Raw genomic sequence first — 4,136 nt, forward strand, 5'->3', positions numbered from 1 at the left:
TATTGATGAAAGTGGGTTTGCACAGGATGCGCCGCGCACGCACGGTTATGCACCCGCTGGCCAGAGATGTCATGGCACGCATGACTGGCATGCGCCAGGTCGTATCAACGCAATGGGAGCGTTGATCGGAAAGCTATTGATAACCGTCAGCCTGTTTGCAGTCAATATCAGCGCCGATGTATTTCATGGATGGGCGATGCAGGACCTGTTGCCTAAATTGCCGTCACATGCGGTCGTTGTGATGGACAATGCTACCTTCCATAAGAGGCAGGATACGCAAGAGGCCATACAAAACGCTGGGCACACCCTTGAATACTTACCCGCTTATTCTCCTGATCTTAATCCCATCGAACATAAATGGGCACAGGCCAAAGCACTGCGTAAACAACAAAACCAGACCGTTGAGATGCTTTTCAAATCCTATACATTCTGAATCATTCTTAACTGGTTAGGCTATATATACGGGAGCAGATAGTAAAGAAGGGTGCCAAGGCTGTGATCCCGAGAAAGCGCAATTCGTTGAAAGGTAACGTAGATATGGATTGGGGCTTGTATAGTTATCGGCATTTGGTGGAAAACACTTTTGCACGCCTCAAGCAGTATCGGGCAGTAGCTACGCGATATGACAAACTAAAAAGAAATTATGAAAGTATGCTCGCCATCGCGTGCGGATATCTGTGGCTACCTATGTGAAATGTCAACAGACCCTAGCAGTTTCTTGGTGATGGTATAAATGACGATATTATCAGATATGCTTATCAAATAATTCAGAATAAACAATTAAGTAACCTGATTGCTAACAATTGAATGGGAATAAGGTAAAAATAAGAAAAATAACAATATTATTTTATAGGGCACCTCTAAAAATTCATATTTGCGAGTATCCGCTTCGCGGATTGCCTGCTTACTCCGTCTCGTCACAATACTTTGTTGTTCACAAAAAATGTTTCCTTACATATTAGTAATATGCTGCGTCAACATTTTTTGTTCTCGTCTTGTCTTGTTTATAACTCTGAATTTTTAGAGGTGTCCTATAGAATAATATTATTCCATTTCTAAACCAAAATTAACTTTGTCGGCTTCACCTTGTCGTATTATTTATACTGCCTGCGGCTCGCTTTCGTGTCATTGTTGATTTGGAAATGGAATTACCTGATTTTATTTTCTAGTCTTTTGATTTAAGCGCTTTCTTCTATTTTCTTTCGGATCGAGCAGAAGAGGGCGATAGATTTCTACTCGGTCACCATCTTGTAAAATAGCTCCTCGCTTGGTAAATTTGCTGAAAATACCTATTTTCTGCTTTTCTAAATCAATTTCAGTGAATATATCCTGTATTCCAGATAAGGTAATGGCCTGCTCTATCGTTGTACCGCTGGGCACATAAAAGCGTTTAAGAAATTGACGATGGGGAAGTGCGTAGGCCACTTCAACTTCTATTTGATCAATCGCGCGGTCCATAAATTGCCTCAGCGCGTTCTATGAAGGCATCTACAAAGCTATTGGCAATCATATAAAAAACAGGGCCCACTAGTTTCTCCAACAACTTATGAGAGAACGTGTAATGCAGATGAAATTCTATTTTACAAGCATTTTCTGATAAAGGGATAAAACGCCATAGGCCATCTAGATGCTCAAAAGGTCCATCTAGTAAATTCATTTCGATCTGTCCAGGAGTCATATTAGTTAAACCGGGTGGTTGACGTTTATTTTCTGTGGTAAAACTATGCTTGATATGATGATAATTGATATGGACAGTTGCATGCGCAATTTCGTCACTTTGAAGCTTAACAGATGCCCCATCACACCAAGGCAGAAATTCTGGATAATTTTCAACGGTATCAACCAAGTTAAACATTTGACCCGCTGAGAAGTCAACTAAAACTGATTTTTCTATTTCTGCCATAAGATTATTAACCTTTTATTTTCATCTGAGCCGAAGCTGGAAAAACTGATAAACTAATATAAAAATTTTAGAGTTATTGCCTATATTCCTATCATATTCCCAGATGAGTATTGCTCAAAATAAAAAAGCGTTCCATGATTATTTTATCGAGGAAAAATACGAAGCAGGTATTGTTCTGGAAGGTTGGGAAGTCAAAGCGATCCGTGCGGGACGAGTTCAATTAAAAGAAGCCTATGTTATCATTCGCAATGGTGAATTATATCTCATCGGTAGTCACCTGAGTCCTTTGCCTACAGCTTCAACCCATATCAATCCGGATCCAGTACGTACGCGCAAACTCTTGCTGCATGCAGAAGAGATAAACCGATTAATCGGTAAAGTCGAACGTGCTGGATACACCCTTGTACCTCTTGATATGCATTATAAAGCAGGAAGAATTAAAGTTGAAATAGGCCTTGCTAAAGGCAAAAAACAATACGATAAACGGGAAACTGAAAAACGTAAAGAATGGGAGCGTGCCAAACAACGTTTGCTACGTGCCCGCTAATATCTTCTCTGTCCTAGCACTCACTGAATTTAAACAATTTTTGATTTAGTCATTATGCAAAAACCCATTGCGATTTGGTTATTTATTTGTTGCGCTTTTGTATTTGCCATGGTAGTTGTTGGAGGTGTAACTCGCCTCACTGGTTCCGGATTATCCATTGTCGAGTGGCAACCTCTTATTGGCGCAATTCCACCCCTCAGCCAAGAGGACTGGACAGTACTTTTTGAAAAATATCGCCTAATCCCACAATACAAAGAAATTAATAAAGGGATGACATTGGAAGAATTTAAAGGAATTTTCTGGTGGGAATATTTTCACCGCTTATTAGGGCGTGCTATAGGGATAGTATATTTTGTTCCTTTTATTTATTTTGTTAGCCGTAAGCAAGTTGATCGTATACTCGGTCTCAAATTACTGGGTATTTTTGTATTAGGTGGTCTGCAAGGCTTAATGGGTTGGTATATGGTGATGAGCGGATTAGTGGATAATATTTATGTCAGTCAATATCGTCTAACTGCTCATTTGGGGCTTGCATTTATTATTTATGCAGCTATGTTCTGGGTAGCAACAGGGTTATTATCATCTGAGAATAGTCTCCAGCAAGAAAAATCAAATCTACAGGGTTTACGTCGATTTTCTTTTTTGATTACAACGCTTATATTTCTTATGGTATTGTCAGGTGGTCTCGTTGCTGGAATTCATGCTGGTTTAGCTTACAATACCTTTCCTCTAATGAACGGTTATTTGATTCCACCGGATTTATTTGTGCTGGAACCATGGTATCGTAATTTCTTTGAGAATATGACAACAGTTCAGTTTGATCATCGCATGATCGCATGGCTATTGGCATTTGTTATACCTCTTTTCTGGTTCAAAGCAAAAAAATATTCGCTATCCCTTTCTGAACAATTGGCGTGTCATTTTCTCTTGGTGATGTTAATAATACAAATCAGCTTAGGAATTACCACTTTATTATTAGTCGTACCAATACCTCTAGCCGCAGCTCATCAAGCAGGTGCAATTTTATTGTTCACTGCAGCACTTTGGGTTAATCGTAAATTGTCTTAGATTATCTGAATCTAGTGATTTTATTTAGATAAAACAAGGAATAAAAAATAAGTCCAGTAGAACACAGAAACTATTGTGATGGTTTCAAATATAATTGCTGGTGGTCGAGGCTGCAGAAATATTTTTTATCCGCAGTAATACTTTCACTTCTTGGAATATGTATCCCGCAATGTGCGCAACAAACCATATCTTCGATTTCCTTTTTTGATTCCGTAGATTGTTTTTTTGCTTGTTGAAGATTTTTAAGGCTCCAATAAATTAGAAACACAATAATAATCAAGATTATCCATTTAGTTATCACAATCTTCAATCCTTATCCTTGCTTATAAAAATGCATTAATTTCAACCGTCGCAATTTCTAGTTTATATATTAAATTAAATTTGAAGCTTTATGCCAAGCAGACTGCAGAATGTAAAATTAATTTGCTTTATTTTGTAAAAAAGATAGGTTCAGAATCAATTTGAAGATTTGAGAGCTATGAGTAACTCATCCATTTTTGAGAATGTTGGAAATGGCTTAATTAGTCGGCCCTGAAATATCGGCAAACTATTGATATTAGGAATAGATTCTATTCATTGCGATGATCATGCCGACCAGAAATGTTAAAATATTCATGT

The 4,136-nt window shown here is 38.1% G+C and carries 6 protein-coding genes and 1 pseudogene; 4 read left to right on the forward strand and 3 right to left on the reverse strand.

Annotated elements, in window-relative coordinates:
• Nucleotides 1-433 (forward strand): transposase (locus BM122_RS20510; protein ID WP_305728217.1); only part of this gene is annotated, 433 nt, incomplete at its 5' end.
• Nucleotides 434-459: 26 nt separating this feature from the next.
• Nucleotides 460-693, forward strand: a pseudogene (locus BM122_RS20515) (transposase); the annotation flags it as partial.
• A 465-nt stretch (nt 694-1,158) separates the two neighbouring features.
• Here the strand turns inward: BM122_RS20515 and BM122_RS20520 are convergent.
• Both BM122_RS20520 and BM122_RS20525 read right to left on the reverse strand, forming a co-directional pair.
• A complete protein-coding gene (locus BM122_RS20520; RefSeq protein ID WP_074907442.1) occupies nt 1,159-1,458 on the reverse strand; it encodes an RnfH family protein in 300 nt (99 codons plus the stop codon).
• Nucleotides 1,442-1,903, reverse strand: coding sequence for a type II toxin-antitoxin system RatA family toxin (locus BM122_RS20525; RefSeq protein ID WP_074907444.1), 462 nt, complete (start codon nt 1,901-1,903; stop codon nt 1,442-1,444). Before BM122_RS20525 ends, BM122_RS20520 begins: the two co-directional genes overlap by 17 nt.
• Before the next feature lie 103 nt (nt 1,904-2,006).
• Here BM122_RS20525 and smpB point away from each other — a divergent pair, with 103 nt between their 5' ends.
• Nucleotides 2,007-2,450: an SsrA-binding protein SmpB gene (gene smpB / locus BM122_RS20530; RefSeq protein WP_074907447.1), complete on the forward strand. Its 444-nt coding sequence runs from the start codon at nt 2,007-2,009 to the stop codon at nt 2,448-2,450.
• Nucleotides 2,451-2,504: 54 nt separating this feature from the next.
• Entirely contained in the window at nt 2,505-3,518 is a 1,014-nt protein-coding gene (locus BM122_RS20535; protein WP_074907449.1) for a COX15/CtaA family protein, read from the forward strand.
• Between the two features lie 70 nt (nt 3,519-3,588).
• Here BM122_RS20535 and BM122_RS26440 read toward each other — a convergent pair whose 3' ends face one another.
• A complete protein-coding gene (locus tag BM122_RS26440) occupies nt 3,589-3,819 on the reverse strand; it encodes a PP0621 family protein (RefSeq protein WP_371264964.1) in 231 nt (76 codons plus the stop codon).
• Nucleotides 3,820-4,136: the final 317 nt, after the last annotated feature.

Source organism: Nitrosomonas communis, from assembly GCF_900114745.1.
GTDB classification, from domain to species: domain Bacteria; phylum Pseudomonadota; class Gammaproteobacteria; order Burkholderiales; family Nitrosomonadaceae; genus Nitrosomonas; species Nitrosomonas communis_A.